Raw genomic sequence first — 22,217 nt, forward strand, 5'->3', positions numbered from 1 at the left:
GACCTGGAGAATTGTCTGGCCTGTCTACTTTCCCGCTGCCGTTTCACGCATCCCGTTCCCTACCGTTCGCGACACCTCGAACGCTGCGGGAACTTCAGATGATGCAGTGCAGCTCACACATCCGGGCAAAGCCGGATTGGTTCGACAAGATGAACGATGCCGACATCGTTGCCAGGTGGACGCAAGAAGCCGTTGCCCAGGGCCTCACCGAAGCACAGATTCGTTACGTGCTTGCCGAACTCGTGCATTACGCCGCACTCCGGGACGGGCGGACAGGCATCGAGGTGTCCGCCGTCGACGGGGTGTGGCATTCGGACACACTGGTCGACGAGGAGCTCCGAACCCGGCTGCGCGACGCGGTTCAGGTTCTGGAACAGGTTCCCGACGCCGAAAAGGACTGGCATCCCGGATCTGACAACCAGGTGCTGGATCTGGTTCACCCCTCGCTCTTCTGCCTGGTGAGAGAGGCGAGTGGCGCGCCCGAGCAGGCTTGGGAGAACCCGACGAACCACTATTCGCGGTACGAATTCTCGGAGAAGTTCCAATGGCTGCCCACGGACGTCGACGTTAGTGACGACGGCGATGTCGCCTTCCGTTCGTACGTGAACAACGTGCATCCCGACACTCACCGTGAACTGGCCTCTGTCCTACCGGACTTGTTCGCGCGCATGCGCCCGCTGTGGGAGAACGTGCTCACCGATCTGCGCCATCCGCGGCCCCCGCGGATCGAGGCCGATCCTTTCGGGTGGTACGACTCGGAGCCGGAGCATCCGAACAAATCCTCCTACAGTGATGACGAGGCCTACACAGAGGCCCTTCATGTGTGGGAACGGGCCCAGGACGACTGGTGGGAGAACCGCCGCCCGGTCATCCCGGACGCCCCGGCCTTCACCCCGCCCGAGGTGCCCGACGCATCCGCCCGAGTCGACCTGCGCGGTCGCCGTCTCCAGGTCATCGTCAAGCTCGCCACCATCCATCTCACCCCGGACAAACCCGAGTACCCCGGCGGTTCCTGGCACGTCGAGGGGATGATGAACGAGCGGATCGTCTCGACCGGCATCTATTACTGGGACAGCGAGAACATCACCGAAAGCCGGCTCAGTTTCCGGGCGGCACTCGACGACCCGGACTACGAACAGAGCGACGACAACGGTGTGCGCGAGGTCTACGGCCTGGAGAACGAGGACGCACTGAACCAGATACTGGGATCGACATCGACCCCAGCGGGCCGCTGCCTGGCGTTCCCGAACGTCTTGCAACACCGCGTCGGCTCGTTCCGCCTCGCGGACACCACCCGTCCGGGACATCGCAAGATTCTGGCGTTCTTCCTGGTCGACCCGTCGGCAAGGATCGTCTCGACAGCTGATGTGCCACCGCAACAACCGTGGTCCGACACCTCGACCATGACGCTCGAAGAGGCGAAGAACTACCGCGAACAACTCATGCAGGAACGCAAGTTCTTCGTCGACGAACACAACGAGCAGCTCTACGAACGAGAATTCTCCCTCTGCGAGCACTGAGCCTCATTTAGCTGGAATGCGTGCGGCTTCCGCTGCGTGAAGGCGCGTTCTCCAGTACCCCCCAGCCCGGGCGCGACCATGGTTGAACACCTGGTAGTGCTCGGGCTGTTCGCAGTCGTGCCGGTACGGGCTCCTTGACAGGGGTGACGCCCGCGTCGTCGTACGGCAGGCTGGGGAGCCGATCCACCCCCGGCGAGAAGGAGAAACCGTGGCCCTGATACCCGGCGACGCGGAGATCAGCCCCCACAACTGGGGTGCCGAACAGGCCCGGCTGTACGCGGAGTCCGGCGGCACCGAGGGCACCACCTTCGAGGGCGCGCCGTGTCTGCTCCTGGACTACGTCGGCCGCCGCTCCGGCACCGTACGCCGCACGGTGCTGATCTACGGTCGCGACGGCGACGACTATCTGATCGTGGGCTCCAAGGGCGGATCGCCGGCACATCCCCACTGGTACCTCAACATCGAGGCCGAGCCGAATGTACGAGTCCAGGTGGGAACCCAGCGGTTCCCGGCCCGCGCCGAGACGCTCTCCCCCGAAGAGAAGGCCCGGGTGTGGCCGCAACTGGTGGCGCTCTACGCGCCCTACGAGGAGTACGACCAGCGGATCGAGCGCGACATTCCCGTAGTCCGACTGCGGCGCACCGACACCGGAACGCCGTGCCCGTCCTGACGAACCTCCAAGTGCCTTGTGGACGCTGGGAGTCACTCAGCGAAGGTGAGCGAACGAAGATCAGCGTCCAGCAGGCGGATCAACTCACCAACCCGTCCGCCGCCGCCCGGCGCCGCCGGGAAACGTTTGAGTACGTCAACGACGACTGGTGTCGCGCGATGCACGGTCTGCTCAAGATGTTCGGCACCCACGCTCCCATCGTCCCCGGCGACGAGTTCGACCGCTCTGGCCGCGTAAGCGCCAGCTCCGAGAATGTGCTTGACCTGGGTGGCCTTGGCCAGCGGATGCAGGTAGGCGGCGCCTGCCGCAGACATCGCCGCCCACGCTGCCTCGCGGGCAGCGGCAGTATCCGCGCTCTTGGCCGCCTTGAGGGCAGCCGACGCCGTGTCGCGCAGAGCCTTCCCCCGCTCGCCGCCCCGAGCGAACTCCCACGCGGCCCTGATCGCGTCCCGGGGACGCGAGTCGTCCGGCCGATCGGCCTCGAAGATCTCCAGCACCGCCTCCCCACACGCCGCGGCGAACGCGGTGACCTCACGAAGGTCCTGCTTGCTCAGAACGATCTCGCTCGCGTCCCCTGTCATGGGTCCATCTTCGCCGATTGCGCTGGACAGCTGCGGTAAGGGCGGCTCCGGCCTGAGAACCGGTCACACCAGCCCTTGAACAACTACTTCAAGTTGGCGCTGGCTCAATGTGCGTCAGCGCTCCACCGCCTGTCCGTGGCGTGGACTACAGTCCGCCTCTGACGTGGCCACGACGGGTCACGCGGGTTTCCAGGGGTGGGACTTGATGCACAAGAGCCACATCATGGTGGGCACGGCCGCGACGCTCGTGGTGGCGGGGCTGGCAGGCTGCACGGCCCAGCAGGCAACGGACAGCGCGCATACGGCTGCAGATGCGGCCGGGTCAGCGAACAAGGCGGTGCTGGCCGCCTTGAGGACCACGTCCGCCAAGACCCAGCAGGCGAAGTCCGCCGAGATCACTCTGGCTGTGAAGCTCAAGGGCGACGCCGTGGCGAAGAGCAGCACCGGCACCTACGCGTGGGGGACGCGCGGTACGGCCTTCGACGTAAGCATGGATGCCAAGGATCTCGGTGCGCTGAGCCCGGGCGCGAGGACCACTATGCGGTTCGTGGGCGGCGCCTACTACTACCGCGTGAAGCCACAGCCCGAGGGGCCGCTCAAGGGCAAGCACTGGATGAAGGTGGACGGCTCCGCCATCTCCGGCGCCCAGGGCAACAAGGCCTTTCAGCCAGGGCAACGGTGACCCGACAGCGGACATCAAGCGCTTGCAGTACGCCTCCAACGGCCACGAGGTCGGCAAAGAGACCCTCGACGGACACAGCACCGTGCACTACCGGGCGACGCTCGACAAGGACCACCTCGGGGCGCTCGGCAGGACCCTCTCGGGCGAGGGCGAGAACAACCACTGGCGCGAGTTCGCCGGCACGGTCACCAGTCTCACCCTCGATGTCTGGGTCGACCCGGCCACCGGTCTGCCCGCCCGCCTGCACGAGACATTCGGCGAGGCCGAAGTCACCATGGACTTCCACAAGTTCAGCGGCGCACGGCAGATCACGGCCCCGCCCACCGCCGACACCGGTGACCTGACCCAGGCCCTCAAGGACATGAAGACCGACGAGGGAAAGAGCTGACCCGGCACCCCACGGGAACACCGGTGGACATCACCCTGCGCGGCCCCCCGTATGAGCCGCGGGCCTGCAGCAGCTCCACGAACTTGCAGGCGGTCGGCGTAGCGTCGGTGGGGTCACACACGATGCAGTGCTGATAGTGCCCGTCCTCCCCGCCCAGGCACGGACGCAATATGGCGGGTGTCCTCCTACCAGGCCTGGGCCTGGGCTGGCTTCCGAGGTCAGTACGAGGTGGGCCGTCAGCGAGGGCAGCGTTGGCGTCCGGGAGCGGCGGACACAGCGGTCACAGGTACTCGAAGTAGCGAGTCCACCATGTCGCGCGGCCCCGGTGTAGGCCGTAGCTGGCATAAGAAACGCTTTGGTCAGCGAGCCATGTAACGCCGTCGTAGGGCTGATGGAGTAGTCGCGGGGGGACGACCATGTAGCCAAGACCGCAGAGGGCAGCCTCGATCCGGCTGCGATCCGCCGCGCTCAGCGCGCCCTCCCGAACGGCGTGATCCAGGTCCTCATGGCTGTCGGGCCCCGGGGTCGTGACCACCGCAAGGTTGCCGAAGTTGCTCAGTCGCACAGTCACGGGCACGCCGGTCTCGGCCGCCTCGGCCGGTATGGCGATAGTGAAGTAGTAGCTGGCGTCCTGAATCTGGTCATCGAGTGGGCACGCCTGCCCGAAGTCTTCAGTCAGCCGGTCCTTGAGCCGGGTCGCCTGTGCCTTCGCCAGCGGATAGTCGAACCCACCGGGAAACTCCAGGTGATCCGGTCCCGTCAGCTGGTCCAGGGTGTGAAACAGGGCCAGGACCAGCGCGTCTTCGTCCATGATGTCCATCCTACGAACACCCCTGCGCCCGACCGATACGCCCAGCGACACAGCGCGCCGCACCCCACCGCCGGGAGGCGTGAAGCTGCGGCAGGGCCGACCAGGCTGACTATGCGTGTGCCCTGCCCGGCAGGCCGTAGAGGCTCCTGATCTTGCCAGACTCCCTTTCCTCCCCTGGCATCCCGACTACGCTTGCCATGATCACGGCCAAGATCGAGCGAGGGGGTACGCCCATGCCGTACGAGACCGGCGCGAAGGTGAAGCTGACCAGGGATGTGCAGGTCACCGCAAACGACACAGCGCCCAGGGTCGGCTACCCCGGTCCGCTGTTCCTGGCCGAAGGCCTGGTGGGCATCGTCGCGGGCGCGGCAAAGGAGGCCGGCGGCTACGCCCAGGAGCAGCTCGCGCTCTTGGATCAGCAAATCCGCGCGGGCCACCTCCCGGGCGACGCGACCCTCCTGCTCGAGCAGCTCCGTCAGCAGATCTTCGGGCCTGCGGCGTACGGCGCCGGAGCCAGCTCTCAGCTCAGATACCGGGTGCGCTTCGAGAACGGGTTCGTTCTCGACGGTCTTGGAGAAGACTGGCTGACCCAGGCCTGAACATCTGCCACCAAGCCCCCGCCTACCGACTACTGGCGGGGGCACGCGGGCGGCGACTGCGGTGTATCCGTCGTGGTAATTGCAGATGCGGGTCGCTGGTGGTGCGCGCCCGCAAGGGGCGGGTGCGCGAAAAGGCGGACGGAAGCCGGCAAAGGAGCCTCACCGGCCACCGTGCTCATGAAGCCCTGCTCAGCCCGGGTAGGTGATCGAGCCCAGCGGCGGGCAGGGGATGATCATGGTGTTGACGCCGGGGCGCTCGACGAAAGCCCGGGCCGCGGCGGCCTGCAGGCGGCGGGAGTCCAGCTCGTCTGCGTGCCAGGCGTCGTGCCTGGCACGGGGGTAGTCCCATGTGTCGTCGATGAGGCTGAGGCTGGTGTTGCCGGAGCTACGTTGGAACTCCGCCTTGATCACGGCCTGTTGGAGTGCGGTCTGCGCCGCGGCGAGATCGATGCGGGCGATCAGGACGCCTGGGGTGTTCGGTTCGCGGGTCGGCATGGGAGCCTGCGGGAGCGGCGACACCCCGGTGTCGAGGCGGCCGATGTTGTCGACGGCCGCCTGCTGGGCGTCCCTCGACATGATCTGCATCTCCTGGTGCAGCCAGAAGAACTCGTCGAGGTCGGCCTGGGTGATGCGTATGCGCCGGTACAGGGCCTGGAAGCGGGGATCTTGATGCAGCGGGCGTACGGCGTCGATGTGGAGCGCCACACAGTCGTTGAAGCCGTCTGACACCGCGGCCTCGAAGTGCAGGATGGCCTGCTCCGCCTGCCCCTGTACGCACGCCAGCTCACCGAGGCTCGCGCGGCCCGCAGCGGCGAGCCACGCACCGTCGGGGCCCAGCGCCGTGGCACGCGCGACGACGTCGTGCAGGCCCCTGGTACCCGCCACGGCGAGCCCCTTGGTCAGGAGTTCCACCAGCACTTCGTGAAGACGGGTGGCCAGTGAGTTGACGGTGTCGACCATGGATCTCCTCGGACCTCGGTGGTGAAGCGCGAAAGGGAGTGCTGGGGCTGTAGCAACCCCCCGTGGAGATGACGGACGGACGAGGTGAGTGGTTCCCGCTCACGCCCGGCCGACGCCCCCGAAGGCCGGAGTATCCAGTTCAAGTCACAGGCATGTCGCCGCAGTTGTTACGCCGCGTGCGGCAACCCGACGCCCCCACACCCCCTGTACAGAGACAGACAACGATATCTGCCCACCACACGGAATCCGGCAAGGATGCGCCTGCGTCGGGTGGAGTGACACGGACTGGAACGGAGAACCCGGCATGACTGTTCACCTTCGTACGATCCCGCTCGTTCTCGTCGCCGCCGGCGCGGCGCTGACCCTGACGGCCTGCGGCGGCGGTTCGGACAACGATGCCGCCGCCCCTTCCAGCGTCGGCATGAGCCCGGCCACGACCAACCCCGGCTCCGGCAGCCCCAAAGGCGGCGGATCATCCTCCGGGTCCCACACCGGCACCGCCGCGACGAAGCCCGGCGGCAAGGAGGCCACCAGCGACTCCTACGCCTACAAGCACCCGTGCACAGCCGAGCAGCTCGCGGTCAGCGCGAAGAGCCTCGGCTCAAGCCCGAATCAGTACGTCATCTCGGTGACCAACCACGGCGAGGCCGCCTGCGGTCTCTCCTCCTACTACCCCAGGGTCGACCTGGGCTCGAAGAACTCCGCGGACCGCTCCCACAACATCCACCCGCTCGTTCCCGGCGGGCTGGGAGGCGCCCCCGCGGTTCCGGTCCACGCCGGGCGCACCGTCTATGCGGTACTGGACACAGATCCCCAGGGCGCCAAAGGCAGCAACGGGGGCTTCGACGAGATCAACGTCCTCGCGGACAAGAGCTTCCCGAACGCCGACACCCACAACTTCCCGCTGGCTTACGGAGCGGTCGTCGTTCAGCACCCCAAACTGGGGCTGTACCGCAACAGCGTCAGTGACGCGGTGGCCAGCATGCGCACCGCGGACACCAACGACAGCTGAGGACATGCGACGAGCACCTCCTTCATAGGCCCAGTGGAGGAAGGCGCCCAGCCTCAGGGGCAGCCGACGCTGGGAGCAGAGGAGCAAGACCAGGTAGCGGCGACCGGCTCCGGCGATCAGGTACAACCCGGCCGCAAGGCCGACCTGGCAGTCCAAGGGCTGAGCCAGTCAACGCTGGTGGTGGTTGCTGCTGCTGTGGTCCCTGCCTTACGGGCCTGGTTCTAGCCCGTCTCCTGCGTCTGCCGAAGCAACTACCGCTCCCCACACGACCGGTCCACCTGTGCTGCCCGGTTCCGGCCGTGCGCGCCCACCATGCCCGGCACCCGCAGAGCCGCAGCCCTCCGGTACGGCCCCCAGGGGCTCTGCGCTCTTGCAGGACAATTCCGCTCAGATCGGGCGGGCGCTGAACGGCACCAGATCGGGTTCGCGCATGAGGGGCGCGGTGATGTGCTGCCCGCAGCAGACGTAGGGCTTTCCGCCCTCGGGCGTGACCTCCCAGACGATCCCGCTCGTGCAGGGGTCACCGGACCGGGTAAGGATGGGGCAGGTCTGCGCGGTCTGCTCGCTCACGGTTCTCGGTCTCCTTCGTCATGGCGGGATACATGCGCGAGGACGTCCTCGCGCAGGCACGAGCGCATCGGATGGCCCTCACCCCGTTTCGCAGGCGTCACGCCATACCCAGCCAGCCTTCCAACACGGCCTCGCGCTCACGGGATCGTAGGACTTCACCAGGCTGGGCGTCGTTCCACCAGGTCATCAGGGTGGCAGGCGAGGACTCGCCGCGCGTGAAACGGGCAAGCAGCCCCAAAGACAGATCAACTTCTCGCTGGGTATACGCAACCGCGGCGCCGGAGAACACCGGGCACTCGATACGGTCCCCCTGCGTCGTGGTGATGGCGGCTGTCATCTCGGCCGGGCTGCCGGGAACCCACGCGTCGAGGGCCGCGGCGGCCACGGACAGGCCGCGGGCCGCCCACCGTACGAGCGTGGTGCGGACCGGGACTTCCGTCACTTGGAGATCCATCACAGCCGACCAGCGCCACGCCTGCGGAGCGGGGCCGGTTATCCGTACGCCCACTGGGGAGAGCAGCACACCCGGTACCCCCTCCGCGGGAGGCGTGCCCAGGTACACCCTTTCCCCGCTGACCCAGAAGAGGCCCACCGTGCTACCCGTTCGGTCGGCTGCACGGGTAGGCGGCGACGGTTCCACATTCAACTCCATCTGTTGGGCCGCTGAGCGGCGTTCATGTCGAAGCAACCGACCTTAGAGGCACTGCGACCGAGACCCAGCATAATCGCGCCACCAGGCCTTTTGCCGACCACAGCACCCGACGCGGGGCTGGTGCGGGCGTTGCCAGCGAATACCGAAGTGAGCGTGGACATACGCCTGTTCTTGAGGTGCAGGGCTTGGGGTGTCAGTCTCACCGCTCGTTGCCTACGCATTTACGCGGGACATTCGCGCGAGCATCCGAGATGCCCATCATGAACGCCCTGCCAGGGCCTCACCCGAAGTCAGCACCCCACGCGTCCGCTACACCACGCAGCGCTCGGCCGAGCGCAGCCACTCCTCCGCCTCCCACGCCTGACGGGCCTGCTCCAGCACCCGCTTCGCCTCGGACTTCTCCACCTGCCGTACCTCTCCCTCTGATCAGGGGAGGAGTGTCGCACGTACGGCCGAAAGGTTGGTGAGAGTACCGCCGGATGCGCTATTCGCCGACCGCGTTCACGACCAGGCGGTGGGCCGCGGTCAGGGTGAGCTCGGGTACGGCCTTGCGCAGAGTGATCACGCGTTGGACATGGTCGCTTCGGGAATCGACTCCGGCTTCGGCCAGGATGCCTCGCACCCATCGACCCAGAAGGTCATCGTCGGTGGACCGGCAATGCGCCTCGATGATTTCGGCAGCCCGTTCCAGCCCGGCCTGCTCCCCGGGCACTGCCTGGGCAAGAGCAGTCCGCACAGCCGCAAGGATGTCGTGCCCGTCGCGCACCACGATGGGGGACGTCTTCTTCTCAAACAGCATGACTTCTCCTTGTAGGGACCGGGACGGCTGAGTGCCCCCGGCGGTCGTCTGCTTGCGTCAGTGCCGTCGTACGGACGTCCCTTGACGCGACAGCAGGGTGGCGCCGTGATCGCATGATGCTGCGTCAACGCGGCCTGGATCTACGGAGTTGAGCCAGATCAGAGCTTCGGATCTCCGATCGACCGGAAACCTCCGCGTGGCTGGCTAGGCACGCGCCCTGGTTTGCGGTGTCGTGGAGCGCGGTCCGGCAAAGGGGCAGCTCTGGCTTCACGCCCGCGATTTGAACCCGTTCAACTCTATGGGCGTATGGGTCGCCCGGACATCACTGCACGACAGTCGACTTCACCGAGGCGCGCGCCCCCAAGGACGGTGTCGAGATCAGCCTGACCGGCCACCAAGTCACCCTCGGCACCTCCCGCTTCAGCAGGTGAACCACCCCGCCGAACTCGCGGTCCGCTACGAGACTCGGACAGCCTCTAGACACGCACCCCGCCGGCCCAAAGCAGCCGGGCAGCTGCGACCTGCTGGTGGCGCGGGCGGTCCTCGGCCAGGAGCTCGCGCAGATGCTGCGGCGGAAGGTGGTCGGCCCACGGCAGCAGGGCCGCGGTCGCCTGTCGGACGACCGCCGCTGACGAGTCTTCCAGGAGCGGTCGTACGTCGTCGGCACGCACCGCTTCCAGCGCCCGCAGCCCTGCCACCGCGCAGGCGCGCACCCCGGGGACCGGGTGCGCGAGGAGCGGCCGTAGCAGGCCCGCGTCCTCGCGCGTCCCGCATTCGCCGAGGCCCGCCGCGGCGGCGGGCCGCTCCGCGGGGTCCTCACACAGCGCGCGGTACAGCGGTGCCGGGTCGGTGCCGCCTTGCCGCAGTACCCACCGGGCGCACGCCCGCACCAGGGCGGACCGGTCGGTGAGGTACGGCTCGGCCTCGGGGTGCCGCCCGGTCCGGCGCAGCGCGGTCACCCCCGCGGACCTGACCCGGGGTTGGCGGGAGGCGAGCAGTGGCACCACGATTTCGGTGAAGTTGTCGGAGGTGCCCTCGCCGAGGGTCGCCACCGCCGCTTCGGCGCACAAGCCCTGCACCACGACATCGTGGTGGCGGGCGGCGGTCTGAGCGAGTCGCGTCACAGGGAGCAGCCCTCGCTTGACGACGACGCGGTATGCCAGACGCCTCGTTGCCTTGTCGCTGCTGTCGAGCAGCCCCGTGGTGTGTGTGGCCGGGCCTGTACGCAGCGCCTCGGTCAGCAGTTCCTGGGCGAAAGCGCCTCGCGGGCGGCGGCCGATCCGCAGGATCAGCGCGGCGTGTGCGGCAAGCCGGTGCGTGGGCACGGTGGCCAGGAGTGCCCGGGCCCGTTCGCGTACCGGCCCCGCCCAGTCCGCGCAGCGGATGACAACCAGCGCAGACAGCGCGGGCCGCTCCTCGGCGTGGCCCAGGGCGGCCTCGCGTATGCGGCCGTCTCGGTGGCACAGGGCGAGGGCCAGTTCCGCGTCACCGGGTGTGCCGGACCAGGTGACGGTGGGGCACGACGCATCCGCGTCCCAACTCAGCCGCCGCCCGGACGGCGAGGCGTTCGAGTGGAACAGCTCCGGCCGCCGCCAGGCCAGTTCACGCACCCCGACGTCCACACCGATCCAAGCCTCCGGGTCCGCCACATCGAGCGCCTGCTCCACGGCAACCCCGGCGGCCAGTCGCCCGACGGCCTCGTACGACTCGTTTGTGCTGCTCAGCATGGGTGAAGCCTATGGCCTGCCCAGGGGCACATGTCCGTGGACACCTCAACCCGCCCGACCGCCCCAGCGCGGCGAAGCCGGCCTCTCCGGTGCGGGGGTATGGCCTCGGTGCCGCCGCCCGCAGGGACGGCGGCACCGGCTATGCGGGCGGCGACCCGCACGTACTCGCGGCCGAGTGCATGTGGGTCAGGCCGTCTTCGCCGCAGCCGCCGTCAGCTTCGTCGCCGCCTTGGCCAGGGCCTTGCCGAAGGCTTCCTTGCCCCGGTCCCCGTGGTCGCTGTAGTTGTTCAGGACCGTCGTGATCGCGCCGTGGCTGCGTACCGTACCGAGGTCGAAGTCCATCTGCAGGTCGCCCGAGACGACGGTGACGGCGTAGGCGATCGACTCGTCGCCGTACGTCGGCTGCTGGGCGGCCTTCTTCACCTTCACCGTGGCCTTCTTGCCGCTTTCCTTCGCGCTGAAGACGGCGCACTTGTCGACCGCCGTCCGCAGCCCGGCCATGGCCTTCTGGGCCTCCGCACGCGGGTAGCCGCTGACGTCCTGGGCGACCGTCGTCTGGTCGCCCTTCTTCGTGAAGACCACCTCGGCGTTGGCCTTGTGGTCCTCCACCAGCCGTCCCGTGTTGAGGATCATCGTGATCGGCGCGCACTCGGGCTTGGAAGGGGTGTTGATCTGGTCCTCCCCGCCCTCCGACTTGTCGAGGCCCGTGTTCGGCTCCAGCTTCCAGCCGGACGGCAGGTCCCCGAGAGCGACGAGCGCCTGCTGGGCCTGGTCGGCTGTGATGTAGGCGGGAACGGGGGGCGCGCTCTTGTCCTTCTTGGTGCCGGAACCCGAGGGCTTGTCCGAACCGGAGGCGGAGTCGGAGCCACCGCCGCAGGCGGTCAGCAGCAGCGAGGAGGTGGCCAGGGCCAGGAGAGCGGTCCAGCGGGGGCGAACGTGCACGGGGTTTCCTTTGAAAAAGCGTTCGAAAGGCCAAAAGGCCGAACGTAAGTATGCATGTGCTCGTGTCACCCCGCTGGGGGCCCTCATGCATAATGGCGCTTCGTACGTCTCCTTTCGGAGGATTTCAGACGTCTTCCGTTAAACTGGCACCATTCGGTACTGCGGACGGACGGTATTAACGGGGCGGGAAACAACTTGAGCACGAGCAGGACAGCGCTGGCCATGGTCGCGCTGGGCATGGTGGCCACGGCATCCGTGACCGGCTGCAGCACCAACGACGCATCCCCTTCCCCGGCGAAGTCGGCCTCCTCCGCCCAGACAGCCGCCCCCAAGGACCGGTCCCCCTCGGGCGGACTGCGCCGGGAGCGGGACGAGGTCGACGCGGATCTGGACGCCGCCGCGGCGGAGGCCCAGCTCAGCGGGCTCTCCCCCGACCCCGACCCGAACGCCACCTCGCCCACCGAGCGCAAGCTGAACGACTGCAGCGCGCTCTGGTCGGGCAGCACGGGCCGGGCCCTGGGCGAGGGCAGGGGCGACGAGCCGTTCGCCGCTGCCGTACGTGCACTGGAGAAGCGCGGCTGGAAGCTCGCGTCCCGGCAGCAGGACGGTGCCCTCACCCGGACCGTCCTCGCCAAGGGTGAGTGGACCGTCAAGGGCAAGCTCTCCGAGAGCGACCGGATCGACCTGATCACGTTCGTCGGCTACCACTCCAGCTGCGCGAAGGACATCGCCGCACTCCCTGCTCCCGGGCCGAAGGCCTGAGCATGCACCAGCCGGAGAAACCCGCCCCCGACCTGGAGCAATGGGGCGCCGACATGAGACGCCTCGTCCGACTCTTCCAGGACGGCTTCCAGGCGGTGCACGGCTTCGAACCCGACGAGCACCTCGTACGCACCGCCACCGCACAGGAGGCCGCCGAAGCCTCCGTGCTGCTGGCCGAGGCCGGGGCACACCGCACGCTCCTCGCGTACTACGCGCGCATGAGCGCCGTCGAGTTGCCGGACCTCGAGAACGGCATCTGGATCGAGGACGTCCCCACGCTGCTGCACGACAGGGACCATCCCACCCGGCTGAAGGGCGCTGTCGAGGACACGGTCACCGGGTTCGCGACGGACGGCGGTGGCGGTCACTACGCCGTGAGCGCGACCACGGGAAGCGTCTACCACATGACCGCGGGCGCCCTGTATACCGACGCCACCTACCCGGACGGCCTCTCCGACGTGGCAGAGGCAGGTTTCTCCATCGCCGCACCCGACCTCTGGACCTTTCTGGACCAGTTGCGCACCGAGCTCGGCGAGGCCGTCGACGTCCAGACATCGTGGGCAGCCCGCCACCCGCATTCCGGATCAGAGTGAGCACCCGCTGAGCCGCGCCCGGAGTGCCATCGACCAGGTCCTGCCAAGTTCGGTGTGAACCTGGTGACCGTGGCGCTCGCTCTTCACAGGCGGCGCCAGCGCGCCGAGGCGAAGGAGAAGACGCCGAAGAGGATCAACCCGATCGCGACGGCGACCAGCAGCCACGGGCCGGCCGGGGTGTGCGCGAAGCTGCGGAGCGTGGCATCCACCCCCTTGGCCTCGTTCGCGTCGAAGCGGACGGCCGCGAGCAGAATGAAGATGCCGGCCGCGGCGAACACCAAACCGCGCGCCACGCCCCCGCCCACCCCCAGGCCGGTGACGACCTGCCGGGTACGGTGGCTCATCGCGCCGAGATCCAGCCGTCGCAGGAACTTGCGCATCGCCGCCCGTATCGCGAGCACGGCACCGATGCCGATCAGTAGGCAGCCCCCGGCCCCCACCAGGGCTTGGCCGTAGGACAGTTTCAGCACGGTAGCCGTCCAGTCCTGCGACTTCGCGTTGCCGCTGGAACCCTGGCCGCCACCGGCGGCGAACACGGCGGTTCCCCAGCAGACCGAGACGTAGAAGATCGCCCGGCCACCGTCGAGGAGTCGCGAAGCGGCCTTCTGCCCGGGCCCCTTGCCGAGGATCGCGCGGGAACCGCGCCACAGTGCCATGCAGCCGAAGCCGGCGCCCAGCGCCCACAGCATCACCTTGCCGAACGGCTGCGCCGCGACCTGGTGCAGCGCGCCCTCACGGTCCGCCGACTGTCCGCCGCTGCCGAGGGCGATCTGCATCGCCAGGGCGCCGATCAGGACGTACACGACACCCCGCGCGACGAAGCCCGCCCGCCCCGCGGCGGTCAGCGTCTCCCTTTCCGCAGACCGGCCCGCGGAGCCCGCCGCTCCTCGGCCCCTGCCCTGTGCATGAGACGACGTCACGAACTCCTCCCGACAGCATGGGCGCGATGCCCGTCCTGGCCCCCGGGTGCCCCCATGCTGAAATCTGATGCACGGTGCGGAGCAACCTCGTCCCGGGTCACCTCTGCGCGCGGCCGGTCTCCCCGTTGTCCGCGGACAACCCCGCTTGTCCGGCCCGTCGACCCGAGCTGACGTGCTCGGATCGCGTCGGGGCCACGCGGCCAACTCCCCTTCCCGGCAGTGTCAGGCCGCGGAAAGCCACCAGGGAACACAGAAAGGGATGAACCATGAAACCCGTCAGACGGCTCGTCGGCACGCTCAGCGCCGGCGTCACCCTGCTCGCGCTCGCGTTCACCGCCGCCCCCGCACACGCGGCCCCCGCCGGCCCGGCGGCTCCCAGCTCCACCCCGGTACGGATCGCGTCCCCCGCCAAGACCACCGGCCTCCCCCACGCTCCGCAGCACCTCGCGCCTGCCACCACGACTTACGGGCCCTACCTCGTCAAGAACGTCGTCACCGGCAAATGCATCGACCTTCCCAACTACGGTGCCGGGACGGTCAACGGACCCGTCAACGAGTACACGTGCAACGGAACGTCCGGCGACAACCAGCTGTTCTACTGGGACTACGTCGGGAACAGCTCCAACGGCTACCCGCTCTACAACCTCCGCAACGCCAAGGACAACCTGTGCCTCGACGTGCCGAACTACGGCAGCGTGAACGCGGGCACCAAGGTCAGCGAGTTCTACTGCAACCAGACGACGGGCGACAACCAGCTCTACGGTCGCGTGGACCGCTCTGACGGCTTCTGGCTCGTCAACCTCGCCAGCGGCCTGTGCCTCGACGTCGACGGCGTACGCACCGGCGGCGACAACGCCCGCCTCACCCTGTACTACTGCAGCGACAACGACGACCACCACTGGACCATCCCGTAAACGGACACACTCGGCCCGTGGTGCGGCACCCTCCCGCCGCACCACGGGCATCCAGGTGCGCTCGCTGCGGTCCGGCGGTTCCTGACGGGCCCCGATGGGAGATCATGACCGCAAAGCAACCGGGGACGAGCACAGCCGCCACGCCCGCGCTCATCGAGCGGCTCAGCCATGACTCCGAGGTCTGGACCCGTCAGGCGGCGGTCGCCGACCCGCGTCTCCCGCTCCAACGGCTCCACGAGGCGCTTCACATCCCCGAACTGGCCTCCGGCGCGGGTGCCAACCCCGCGCTCCCCGAGGACGAGATGGCCGACGTCCTGCACCGGGCCGGCGTCCCCGCCTGACCGGTGGCGGCCGCCCGATCAGTCGAGCGGCCGCCTCACTGCCCTCACTGCCCCGTCGACATCGTCACTGTCGCTTCCACGATCCGGTGGTTGGAGCAGGGGATGTACACGCCGTTGCGGTTGGTGCAGCGGTCGGTGGCGATGGGGTGGGTGTCCTCGTCGTAGGAGACCAGCCGGTTCTCAGGGGTGAAGACGTGGTCCACCTTGGCCTTCTGGCCGCACTTGCCCAGGAGCGCGCCCTCGGTGCTCTGCTCGCCCCAGCCGGGGCAGACGGTGTCGAGGTCGTCGAGCTCACGGAACGCGCCGGTGTTGCCGCCGTTGCTGGGGGTGGCGACGCTCGGCGCGTACCAGTTGTTGAGCAGCGGGTCGTGGGGCTGGGTGTTGAAGTCACCGGCCGTGATCACGGAGCCGCCGGCCGCCATGAACTCGTTCATCTTCGCGCGCACCGCGTCGAGTTGCGCCGCCTTGGCCTCGGCCTTGAAGGTGATGTGCGTGCTGCAGAACCGCAGTCCGCCGGGCTGCGAGGCCACCGGCACGCACAGCAGCTTGCGCGCCTTGTCACCGTCGGCGGGCAGGGTGATCCGGTCAGTACCGCTCGGGGCGAACTTGCTGAACACGGCGACCCCGTACGGCTCCACCGCGCCACCGGTGTCGGTGTGGCACCCGGTGTTGTCCACGTCGGGCATCGGCTCGAACCGCGCGAAGTTGGTCGAGCTCTGCGGCCAGCCCGCGTCCTGCAGGCCCTTGAGGATGGCGTGGTACTGAGCGGGGCAGACCTCGTTGAGGGAGATGAAGTCGGGGTCGCGGTACTTGACCGAGCCGAGGAGCGCGTCGACCAGACCGTTGGTGGTGGACCCGAAGTTCGACTCGTCACCCGCCACGTTCCAGTGCCAGACCTTGTACGTCGCGGTGCTCGCGACCCCCACCGGAGTGCCCGGGTCCGCCACGGCTCCCACGGGCGCCGCCCCCACGGTGAGACCCACCGCGCCGACGAGCGTGAGCAGGATGGTACGAAGTCTGCGCATGTTTCCCCCACGAGGTTCCGGATTTGCCGGGGGAGATTGTCTGCGGGAGTGATCAAGGCGTCAAGGAGGGGAACGACGACGTCAAAGCGGCCCGCTCCGGCGATATTGCGGTGTGGAGGCGCACCATCCGCTCTACGCTCACCCCGTGACCACGATCTACGTACTCGACGGCAGGCACATCCATACGCTGGAGGACTTCTGGCGCGTGATCGGCGAGAGCGTCAACGGGCCCGGCGGCTACTTCGGCAAGAACCTCGATGCCCTGGCCGACTGCCTCCGCGGCGGCTTCGGCACACCCGACGACGGCGACTTCCGCTTCGAGTGGCACGACCACGCGTACGCCCGCGAAGCCCTCGGCCACCCGGAGACGGTCCGCCAGTTGGAGATACGCCTGACACGCTGCCACTTCACCAACCGCGAGTCCGTCGCCGCGGAGCTCGCCGCCGCGAAGGACGGCCGCGGCCCGACGGTGTTCGACTGGCTGGTCGGCATCTTCGAAGGGGAGGCTCCCGGGCTGCTGACACTCTGCTGAGACGCGGCGGGGCCCGCCACCTCGGTGGCCCCCTCAGAAGCCACGGTTGCGCGGGTGGTTGCGCGCCATGCGCTCATTGCCGTGCTTGTACGCACCCGTCCAGCGAGCCATCACCAACTGGGCATCACCGGAATCCACCTCCGCGAGGAACTTCTCGGCACGTGCACCGCGCAATGTGCCAGCCGATCGTCCCTGGTGGGTGATGGTCACGCTGCCGTCAGGACGCTGGTCATAGGTGAATCCGAAAGGTCTTGGCATGGTCGGGATGGTAAGCATCCCGACCCACATGACGGAACTGAATTCCTACTGGTGACGTCGAGCACATGCCGACTGGGCCTCAGGGCTTGCGGGCGTGGATGAAGAGGTGTTCTTCGGGGTGCGCGCCGGGGAAGTCGGGGTGGAAGACGCTGAGGTGTTCGTGGACGATGTCCAGGCCGGCCGCGCGCAGCAGCCGTCCGTAGGTCCGAGCCGGGTAGCTGGTGCAGCGCAGGGTCTGGCCCGTCCACTGGATCTGTGCGTCTTCCGCATCGAGGGGCACGGTGGCGAAGGCGAAGAGCCCGCCCGGGGCCAGCCAGCCGGCGATCCTTGCGAGAGTGGCGTCCAGTTCGGCGCGGGGCATCTGGAGCAGGGTGAAGAACGTGGTGATGGCGTCCCATTGCCCAGGGGTCTCCGGCAGGGTCCGCACATCGGCCAGCTCGAACCGGGCACGCGGGACCTGTGCGCGGGCCAGTTCGACCATCGTCTTCGAGACGTCATAGCCGGTCACGACGTGCCCGGCCGCAGCAAGCAGGTGGGCCGTCGGCCTGCCGGTACCGGAGCCGACGTCCATCACCCGTGCCCGCTCCGGGAGCCGGGCCAGCAGCCAGTCGATCGCGGCCAGCCGCTCGGGGATCCGCCCGTAGATGTCCTCATACGTCCTGCCGAGAGCGTCGAAGGGGCGAGCGGCCTCCGCTGAACGGGCAGGCAGGTCGGGGAAGGCAGTCGATTCCACGGTCATCGCGCGGATCCTCCTCCAGGTGCGGCCCTCTGCCCAACGAGTGCGCGGCCTACGGGTTCCGGCCGTGGTGCCCGGCGCTCGCGGGCCCCGCGGCGCGAGCGCGAGCACCGGCGGCTGCCCGGCAGTCGTCGGACGCCCACCAGCAACCGCTGAGCACACGCGGTTGCCAGTGGCCGCTGTGCCGAAGAACCACGCTCACTCAGCAGCGGGCGAGCGTGCCGCTCTTCAGGGTGGACTTCTCGCTGAACAGCCAGCCTTCGGTGTTCGTGCCCTGGATACGGGCGTAGATCCACTTGTTGCCCTGCGCATTGGTGACGTAGCAGTGGTAGTAGACCTTCACTCCGGACTTGACCACGGTCACGTAGGAGCACACCGCGTACGGCCCGGTGTAGAGGTGGGTGTTTTCGGACACGTAACCGTAGCCGTCGCTGCGGTTCGAGTGGGCCCAGCCGGTGCACGATGTCGATACCGGGACGGGTTCCTTCACCGTGGAACTGGGCTTGACCTTCGCCGAGTCGGACGGGTCCGCAGCAGGCTTGCCGCTGTTGCCGGGCTTCGGCGTGGGGCTTCCCCCACGGTCCCCGTCCTTCTTCGAGGGGGTCCTGGACGACGTCTCGCCGGGGCCTATGGAGGTCAGGTCTCCCGAGGAGGGCGGGCCGTCGGTCGTACCGCCCGCGGGGGTGCTCGCCGTGGAACGCGCGGTGTTCGACCCGCCGCCGTCCCCGTCTCCCTGCATGTCCACCAGGGCATAGGCGGCTCCGCCGCAGGCGAGGACGGTGGCGGCCGCCGCCGCGACGACGGTACGGGTGCGGCGGCGCCGCGCACGGACGACCGTGGTATCGGTCTCGGGGCGGTTGCCGTGAGCGGCGGGCATGCCAGGCGCCATGCCCGGATGTGCGGCACCCGGCTGCGGAGGGGCACCGTAGGCGTCGGTCGGCGTATAGGCGACCACGGGCTCGGGGGCGGGCTGGGAGAACGGCCCAGCGGCGGGGCCGAAGCCCGGCGGAGTGACGGGCTGGAAGGCCGGTGCCGGCGCGGGGGCCGCCGTCCCTCCCCCGGCGACCGCCTCCAGCATCTCGCGCGCCTGCCCGGCGTCGGGCCGCTGCAGCGGGTCCTTGGCCATCAGCGCCCGCAGGACCGGGGTGAGCGGTCCGGCGCGCCGGGGCTCCGGCAGCGGCTCGCCGACGATCGCCGCCAGCGTGGACCACACCGACGTACGACGGAAGGGCGAAGAGCCCTCCACCGCCGCGTACAGCGTCATGCCGAGCGCCCAGATGTCCGACGCGGCACCCGGTTCCCGGCCCTGCGTGCGCTCCGGCGGCAGGTAGTCGAGGGAGCCGACGATCTGACCGCTCTGGGTCAGCTTGGCCAGGGCCTCCTCGCCGGACGTGTCCATGCTGGCGATACCGAAGTCGGTGAGCACGACCCGGCCGCTGCGCTCCAGCAGTACGTTGCCGGGCTTGACGTCCCGGTGCAGGACCCCGGCCCGGTGTGCCGCGTCGAGCGCGTCCATCAGCTTGGCGCCGATCGCGGCGGCTTCGCGCGGGTCCAGGTGGCCGCGCTCCGCCAGCACGTCGTCGAGGGAGGGCCCGTCGACCAGCTCCATGACGATGACGGGCAGCCCCTGCTCCTCGACCACGTCGTGCACGGTGACCACACCGCTGTGCCGGATACGGGCGGCGGCCTGCGCCTCCCGCTGCATCCGGACCCGCAGATCGGCCAGTTCGGCCGGGGAGGCGTCGGTGTAGGCCCGCACGACCTTGACGGCGACCTCGCGGTTCAGCAGCTGGTCCACCGCCCGGGCGACCACACCCATGCCACCGCGCCCGATCATCGCGGTCACCCGGTATCGCCCGCCCAGAACCACTCCGACCAGCTCCGCGCCGTTCGCCCCCGTCACCTGTCACGCTCCTTCGTCGCACTACCCAAGATCCGCCATCCGGCGGGAACCAGCCTAGGGGTGCGCGTACGGGCGAGTTCGAACGGCCCTGCTGTCGACGCGCAGGCGTGCCTTCCAACAGCCGTGATCGTCCAGGTATCTGACGTGAGGGATCACGAGACCCGTGCGCCTGGTCCCGCACGTCGCACGTACGGCCAGGAACCAGACCGGCAGGTGCCACGGCGCCTGCCGCGCGGCTGGCGGCAGGCTGTGGCACGGTCGCGCTCCCGTGGCAGGTGCCGTAGTGCTCTCGCAACGCGGACTCTGGTCCACTTCGTGTCGTCGCGTGACGCTCGGTTACGCCACTCTGAGTCTGATCGAGACCGGGCTGTCCGGGGAGTCGAGCCACGCCCGCTCGCCGTCGCCGTCCACGGTGAGCCCGAAGCGTTCGAACCCGGGTCGGCCTTGTTCCTCCCACCAGCGGTACGCGGCCTGTACCTCGTTCCAGAGGCGACGGGGCCCCGACTGCCAGACACGCGCGATGTCCGCGTCTCGGAACTGGACACACGCCCATGAGTGGTCGGTGAGCCCGTAGAACCACACGGGTCGTGCGCCGTCGCGCTTGTCGGCAACCGTGACCACGCAGTCCCGCACGCGCAGACCCAGGGCGAATTCCTTCGGGTTGAATCTGCCGCCGACGATCTCGGCTTCCGTGATCGTCGTGGATGACTCGTCACCATCGGCCACACTGCCCGTGACGTACTCGGCGTGGACCACTGGGGGACGTCGCTGTGCCCGCAGCTTCATGAACTCGACAGGTCCGGTGAACTCTCCTGACGCGCTCTGCCCGTCATCGGAGACGATCAGCCGGGCGACGGCATCCCCGTTGGTGTAGTGCGTTCCCCAGGGGGCCACGATGACCCCGCCCGGTCTGCTCTGCTGCACCCACGTGAAGGGGATGGAGCGGAGCCCGCAAGTGGCAATGATCCGGTCGTACGGTGCTGCCTCCGGGTACCCCTTGAAGCCGTCCCCGTGCACCACGCGTACGGGGGTGCCGAACCAGGCAAGCGCCTCCCGCGCGGCTGCCGCCACGGCTTCGTCAACCTCCACCGTGACGACGTTCCTCGCGCCGAGCCGGTGGGCGAGCAGGGCGGCATTCCAGCCGGTACCGGTGCCGATCTCCAAGACGCGGTTTCCCGTGCGTACGTCCAGGTCGCGGAGCATGGAGAACACGACACTCGGCATAGAGGCGGAACTAGTCGAGACCTGTCCCGGTTCCGTGCCGGAATGCTTTCCGTCGTCCCACTGCGTAACGATGGGCGCGTCGGAGTCGGCGTAGCGCTGCCACGTTTGCGGATCAGCCGCCTTACTCACAGCGATGCTTCGAGCAGTGCTCATGTCGAACGGCCACATGAGGTCGGGCAGGAACGCGGAGCGCGGCACGGCAGCGCATGCAGGCTCCCAGCCAGAGACCAGGACGCCGGCGGACGCGAGAGCTTGCCCCAGTTCTGTACGGCTGGGGCGGTCCTTGTGCGCGTTGTTCGCCACCGCTCAACTACCTTGGGGCTTGGGCGGGTTGGGGACTCCGGGGCCCCCGTCCGGGGTGGGCGGCTGATGCGGCCCGGGGTAGGGCTCGCCCGGAAGCTTGTCGCCACCATTGATCAGGATGAGACTCACTGCGCGCTCTCCTCCACCATGACAACGCGGGGCCCTTCCCCACGCGGTCGTCCTACCCGCCCCGACTTGACCGGAACGGAAATCCGCCCGTCCGGCCGTCTCCGCTTCACGGGTCGTGCGACCGGACGGGGGCTTGCCCCGAACCCCCGGACGGGACGGGACCATTACCACGCGCGCGCCATGCCATCCGTAGCAGGGGTGAGCGCTGAGCCGCAGCGGGCCTCTCCGGGGGACGGGAGTCTTCAGGGGCTTACGTCTCCGCCCGCGCGTGTTCGACAGGTCCCTCGGCCGCGCGCTCCCGCGCGCTGACCGCCACACGGCGAGCCTGCTCCTGCGGGTTGCCGAGGACCACGCACGCCAGGTCTTCCACGCAGCGCGTGAAGATCGCGTGACCGGTCTGGGCGGTGTGGGACATCAGCGCCGCCGCCCCCGCCGCAAGGTCCGGCGTCGGGGCCAGTTCCCAGCGACACCCGCCGCCGCTCATGCAGCGGGCCGTCACGGTCACCTCGCTGTCAGGGTGGCGCAGCACCTTGTAGACCACTGCGCGCAACGTGCTGCGAACGCTCACGGCCGACCCGCTCTCTCGTTCGCCGGACAGAACGCGGCGGTCTCCCAGGGTTCCCCGCCTTCCGGCGGTGCCAGGGTGACCGTGCGCGTGTCGCCG

Annotated in this window: 26 protein-coding genes; 11 read left to right on the forward strand and 15 right to left on the reverse strand. The window is 68.8% G+C overall.

Going from position 1 to position 22,217, the window contains the following annotated elements:
- Positions 1-11 precede the first annotated feature (11 nt).
- Both IE252_RS31170 and IE252_RS31175 read left to right on the forward strand, forming a co-directional pair.
- Positions 12-1,520 carry a DUF4246 domain-containing protein gene (locus tag IE252_RS31170; protein ID WP_190092771.1) on the forward strand — a complete coding sequence of 503 codons (1,509 nt, stop codon included), beginning with the start codon at positions 12-14 and terminating at the stop codon, positions 1,518-1,520.
- Positions 1,521-1,728: 208 nt separating this feature from the next.
- Positions 1,729-2,190 (forward strand): nitroreductase family deazaflavin-dependent oxidoreductase, encoded by a 462-nt coding sequence (locus tag IE252_RS31175; protein ID WP_373298646.1) that lies wholly within the window; start codon positions 1,729-1,731, stop codon positions 2,188-2,190.
- 32 nt (positions 2,191-2,222) lie between these two features.
- Here IE252_RS31175 and IE252_RS31180 read toward each other — a convergent pair whose 3' ends face one another.
- Complete coding sequence (locus IE252_RS31180) at positions 2,223-2,771, reverse strand: putative immunity protein (protein ID WP_190092772.1); 549 nt, start codon at positions 2,769-2,771, stop codon at positions 2,223-2,225.
- A gap of 205 nt (positions 2,772-2,976) precedes the next feature.
- On the opposite strand from IE252_RS31180, the gene IE252_RS31185 reads away from it, so the two are divergent.
- Positions 2,977-3,453: an SCO4651 family lipoprotein gene (locus IE252_RS31185; protein WP_190092773.1), complete on the forward strand. Its 477-nt coding sequence runs from the start codon at positions 2,977-2,979 to the stop codon at positions 3,451-3,453.
- 22 nt (positions 3,454-3,475) lie between these two features.
- A complete protein-coding gene (locus IE252_RS31190) occupies positions 3,476-3,841 on the forward strand; it encodes an SCO4651 family lipoprotein (protein ID WP_190092774.1) in 366 nt (121 codons plus the stop codon).
- A 280-nt stretch (positions 3,842-4,121) separates the two neighbouring features.
- Here IE252_RS31190 and IE252_RS31195 read toward each other — a convergent pair whose 3' ends face one another.
- Positions 4,122-4,652 carry a hypothetical protein gene (locus IE252_RS31195; protein ID WP_190092775.1) on the reverse strand — a complete coding sequence of 177 codons (531 nt, stop codon included), beginning with the start codon at positions 4,650-4,652 and terminating at the stop codon, positions 4,122-4,124.
- A gap of 197 nt (positions 4,653-4,849) precedes the next feature.
- Here IE252_RS31195 and IE252_RS31200 point away from each other — a divergent pair, with 197 nt between their 5' ends.
- A complete protein-coding gene (locus IE252_RS31200; RefSeq protein ID WP_190092776.1) occupies positions 4,850-5,251 on the forward strand; it encodes a hypothetical protein in 402 nt (133 codons plus the stop codon).
- A gap of 189 nt (positions 5,252-5,440) precedes the next feature.
- On the opposite strand, the gene IE252_RS31205 is transcribed toward IE252_RS31200, so the two are convergent.
- Positions 5,441-6,211, reverse strand: coding sequence for a hypothetical protein (locus IE252_RS31205; protein ID WP_190092777.1), 771 nt, complete (start codon positions 6,209-6,211; stop codon positions 5,441-5,443).
- Positions 6,212-6,515: 304 nt separating this feature from the next.
- Between IE252_RS31205 and IE252_RS31210 the strand changes: the two genes are divergently transcribed.
- Positions 6,516-7,223 carry a DUF4232 domain-containing protein gene (locus IE252_RS31210; protein ID WP_190092778.1) on the forward strand — a complete coding sequence of 236 codons (708 nt, stop codon included), beginning with the start codon at positions 6,516-6,518 and terminating at the stop codon, positions 7,221-7,223.
- Positions 7,224-7,610: 387 nt separating this feature from the next.
- Here IE252_RS31210 and IE252_RS31215 read toward each other — a convergent pair whose 3' ends face one another.
- The 5 genes from IE252_RS31215 to IE252_RS31235 form a co-directional block, all read right to left on the reverse strand.
- Positions 7,611-7,793 carry a hypothetical protein gene (locus IE252_RS31215; RefSeq protein WP_190092779.1) on the reverse strand — a complete coding sequence of 61 codons (183 nt, stop codon included), beginning with the start codon at positions 7,791-7,793 and terminating at the stop codon, positions 7,611-7,613.
- 97 nt (positions 7,794-7,890) lie between these two features.
- On the reverse strand, positions 7,891-8,235 hold the full coding sequence (locus IE252_RS43450) for a hypothetical protein (protein WP_229848891.1): 345 nt from the start codon (positions 8,233-8,235) through the stop codon (positions 7,891-7,893).
- A gap of 694 nt (positions 8,236-8,929) precedes the next feature.
- A complete protein-coding gene (locus IE252_RS31225) occupies positions 8,930-9,244 on the reverse strand; it encodes a hypothetical protein (protein WP_190092781.1) in 315 nt (104 codons plus the stop codon).
- Positions 9,245-9,720: 476 nt separating this feature from the next.
- Entirely contained in the window at positions 9,721-10,971 is a 1,251-nt protein-coding gene (locus IE252_RS31230) for a HEAT repeat domain-containing protein (protein WP_190092782.1), read from the reverse strand.
- A 186-nt stretch (positions 10,972-11,157) separates the two neighbouring features.
- Complete coding sequence (locus IE252_RS31235) at positions 11,158-11,913, reverse strand: hypothetical protein (RefSeq protein WP_190092783.1); 756 nt, start codon at positions 11,911-11,913, stop codon at positions 11,158-11,160.
- Between the two features lie 195 nt (positions 11,914-12,108).
- Here IE252_RS31235 and IE252_RS31240 point away from each other — a divergent pair, with 195 nt between their 5' ends.
- Together IE252_RS31240 and IE252_RS31245 are read left to right on the forward strand one after the other, a co-directional pair.
- Positions 12,109-12,675, forward strand: coding sequence for a hypothetical protein (locus IE252_RS31240; RefSeq protein ID WP_190092784.1), 567 nt, complete (start codon positions 12,109-12,111; stop codon positions 12,673-12,675).
- Positions 12,676-12,677: 2 nt separating this feature from the next.
- Positions 12,678-13,268, forward strand: coding sequence for a hypothetical protein (locus IE252_RS31245; protein WP_190092785.1), 591 nt, complete (start codon positions 12,678-12,680; stop codon positions 13,266-13,268).
- Between the two features lie 83 nt (positions 13,269-13,351).
- On the opposite strand, the gene IE252_RS31250 is transcribed toward IE252_RS31245, so the two are convergent.
- Positions 13,352-14,188, reverse strand: a complete 837-nt coding sequence (locus IE252_RS31250) for a DUF1206 domain-containing protein (RefSeq protein WP_190092786.1) — start codon at positions 14,186-14,188, stop codon at positions 13,352-13,354.
- A gap of 266 nt (positions 14,189-14,454) precedes the next feature.
- On the opposite strand from IE252_RS31250, the gene IE252_RS31255 reads away from it, so the two are divergent.
- Together IE252_RS31255 and IE252_RS31260 are read left to right on the forward strand one after the other, a co-directional pair.
- Positions 14,455-15,102 (forward strand): RICIN domain-containing protein, encoded by a 648-nt coding sequence (locus IE252_RS31255; RefSeq protein ID WP_190092787.1) that lies wholly within the window; start codon positions 14,455-14,457, stop codon positions 15,100-15,102.
- A 104-nt stretch (positions 15,103-15,206) separates the two neighbouring features.
- Complete coding sequence (locus tag IE252_RS31260) at positions 15,207-15,443, forward strand: hypothetical protein (RefSeq protein WP_229848893.1); 237 nt, start codon at positions 15,207-15,209, stop codon at positions 15,441-15,443.
- Positions 15,444-15,487: 44 nt separating this feature from the next.
- On the opposite strand, the gene IE252_RS31265 is transcribed toward IE252_RS31260, so the two are convergent.
- Positions 15,488-16,468: an endonuclease/exonuclease/phosphatase family protein gene (locus IE252_RS31265; protein ID WP_190092788.1), complete on the reverse strand. Its 981-nt coding sequence runs from the start codon at positions 16,466-16,468 to the stop codon at positions 15,488-15,490.
- A gap of 145 nt (positions 16,469-16,613) precedes the next feature.
- Here IE252_RS31265 and IE252_RS31270 point away from each other — a divergent pair, with 145 nt between their 5' ends.
- Positions 16,614-17,000 (forward strand): barstar family protein, encoded by a 387-nt coding sequence (locus IE252_RS31270; protein WP_190092789.1) that lies wholly within the window; start codon positions 16,614-16,616, stop codon positions 16,998-17,000.
- Positions 17,001-17,033: 33 nt separating this feature from the next.
- Here IE252_RS31270 and IE252_RS31275 read toward each other — a convergent pair whose 3' ends face one another.
- From IE252_RS31275 to IE252_RS31295, 5 genes are all read right to left on the reverse strand, one after another.
- A complete protein-coding gene (locus IE252_RS31275) occupies positions 17,034-17,258 on the reverse strand; it encodes a hypothetical protein (protein WP_190092790.1) in 225 nt (74 codons plus the stop codon).
- 79 nt (positions 17,259-17,337) lie between these two features.
- The gene (locus IE252_RS31280; RefSeq protein WP_190092791.1) at positions 17,338-17,997 is read right to left on the reverse strand and encodes a class I SAM-dependent DNA methyltransferase; all 660 of its coding nucleotides are present in this window, start codon (positions 17,995-17,997) and stop codon (positions 17,338-17,340) included.
- 199 nt (positions 17,998-18,196) lie between these two features.
- A complete protein-coding gene (locus IE252_RS31285) occupies positions 18,197-19,897 on the reverse strand; it encodes a serine/threonine-protein kinase (RefSeq protein WP_229848894.1) in 1,701 nt (566 codons plus the stop codon).
- A gap of 336 nt (positions 19,898-20,233) precedes the next feature.
- Positions 20,234-21,424: a methyltransferase domain-containing protein gene (locus IE252_RS31290; RefSeq protein ID WP_190092792.1), complete on the reverse strand. Its 1,191-nt coding sequence runs from the start codon at positions 21,422-21,424 to the stop codon at positions 20,234-20,236.
- 379 nt (positions 21,425-21,803) lie between these two features.
- Positions 21,804-22,121, reverse strand: a complete 318-nt coding sequence (locus IE252_RS31295; protein ID WP_190092793.1) for a hypothetical protein — start codon at positions 22,119-22,121, stop codon at positions 21,804-21,806.
- Between the last annotated feature and the right edge of the window lie 96 nt (positions 22,122-22,217).

The sequence above is a fragment of the Streptomyces melanogenes genome, from assembly GCF_014649795.1.
In the GTDB taxonomy this organism is placed as follows: domain Bacteria; phylum Actinomycetota; class Actinomycetes; order Streptomycetales; family Streptomycetaceae; genus Streptomyces; species Streptomyces noboritoensis.

What these genes read in the sequence shown, in the direction of transcription:
- IE252_RS31185 (WP_190092773.1), top strand. Translation starts at nt 2,977, where the DNA reads ATGCACAAGAGCCACATCATGGTGGGCACGGCCGCGACGCTCGTGGTG.
- IE252_RS31210 (WP_190092778.1), top strand. Translation starts at nt 6,516, where the DNA reads ATGACTGTTCACCTTCGTACGATCCCGCTCGTTCTCGTCGCCGCCGGC.
- IE252_RS31245 (WP_190092785.1), top strand. Translation starts at nt 12,678, where the DNA reads ATGCACCAGCCGGAGAAACCCGCCCCCGACCTGGAGCAATGGGGCGCC.
- IE252_RS31265 (WP_190092788.1), bottom strand. Translation starts at nt 16,468, where the DNA reads ATGCGCAGACTTCGTACCATCCTGCTCACGCTCGTCGGCGCGGTGGGT.
- IE252_RS31280 (WP_190092791.1), bottom strand. Translation starts at nt 17,997, where the DNA reads ATGACCGTGGAATCGACTGCCTTCCCCGACCTGCCTGCCCGTTCAGCG.
- IE252_RS31180 (WP_190092772.1), bottom strand. Translation starts at nt 2,771, where the DNA reads ATGACAGGGGACGCGAGCGAGATCGTTCTGAGCAAGCAGGACCTTCGT.
- IE252_RS31230 (WP_190092782.1), bottom strand. Translation starts at nt 10,971, where the DNA reads ATGCTGAGCAGCACAAACGAGTCGTACGAGGCCGTCGGGCGACTGGCC.
- IE252_RS31200 (WP_190092776.1), top strand. Translation starts at nt 4,850, where the DNA reads ATGATCACGGCCAAGATCGAGCGAGGGGGTACGCCCATGCCGTACGAG.
- IE252_RS31275 (WP_190092790.1), bottom strand. Translation starts at nt 17,258, where the DNA reads ATGCCAAGACCTTTCGGATTCACCTATGACCAGCGTCCTGACGGCAGC.
- IE252_RS31205 (WP_190092777.1), bottom strand. Translation starts at nt 6,211, where the DNA reads ATGGTCGACACCGTCAACTCACTGGCCACCCGTCTTCACGAAGTGCTG.
- IE252_RS31255 (WP_190092787.1), top strand. Translation starts at nt 14,455, where the DNA reads ATGAAACCCGTCAGACGGCTCGTCGGCACGCTCAGCGCCGGCGTCACC.
- IE252_RS31225 (WP_190092781.1), bottom strand. Translation starts at nt 9,244, where the DNA reads ATGCTGTTTGAGAAGAAGACGTCCCCCATCGTGGTGCGCGACGGGCAC.
- IE252_RS31260 (WP_229848893.1), top strand. Translation starts at nt 15,207, where the DNA reads ATGACCGCAAAGCAACCGGGGACGAGCACAGCCGCCACGCCCGCGCTC.
- IE252_RS31195 (WP_190092775.1), bottom strand. Translation starts at nt 4,652, where the DNA reads ATGGACGAAGACGCGCTGGTCCTGGCCCTGTTTCACACCCTGGACCAG.